Origin of the sequence: Bacillus sp. SIMBA_154 (genome assembly GCF_046536015.1) — a bacterium.
GTDB lineage: Bacteria > Bacillota > Bacilli > Bacillales > Bacillaceae > Bacillus > Bacillus pumilus_P.
Map to the genome: position 1 here is coordinate 1 of NZ_JAWJBV010000734.1, position 231 is coordinate 231.

At 50.2% G+C, this 231-nt stretch carries 1 protein-coding gene; it reads right to left on the minus strand.

The window, feature by feature from the left end; genetic code table 11:
* Window positions 1-230, minus strand: a 230-nt coding sequence (locus tag R0K30_RS23815; protein ID WP_410613535.1) for a class I tRNA ligase family protein, incomplete at its 3' end; no start/stop codon positions are given.
* Between the last annotated feature and the right edge of the window lies 1 nt (window position 231).

The window sequence follows — 231 nt, forward strand, 5'->3', positions numbered from 1 at the left end:
CCGCTCATTGATTTATAGCGGACGATGAAGTCTTTCAGGATTTTGTTCAGGGCATGGCCCATGTGGATGTCTCCGTTTGCATAAGGAGGTCCGTCATGCAGCACGAATTTCGGGCGGTCTTTCGTCCGTTCTTGAACAAGACGGTAAATGTCCTGCTCCTCCCAGTCTTTTTGCATGTCCGGCTCACGATTCGGCAGATTTCCCCGCATCGGAAAATCTGTTTTCGGCATT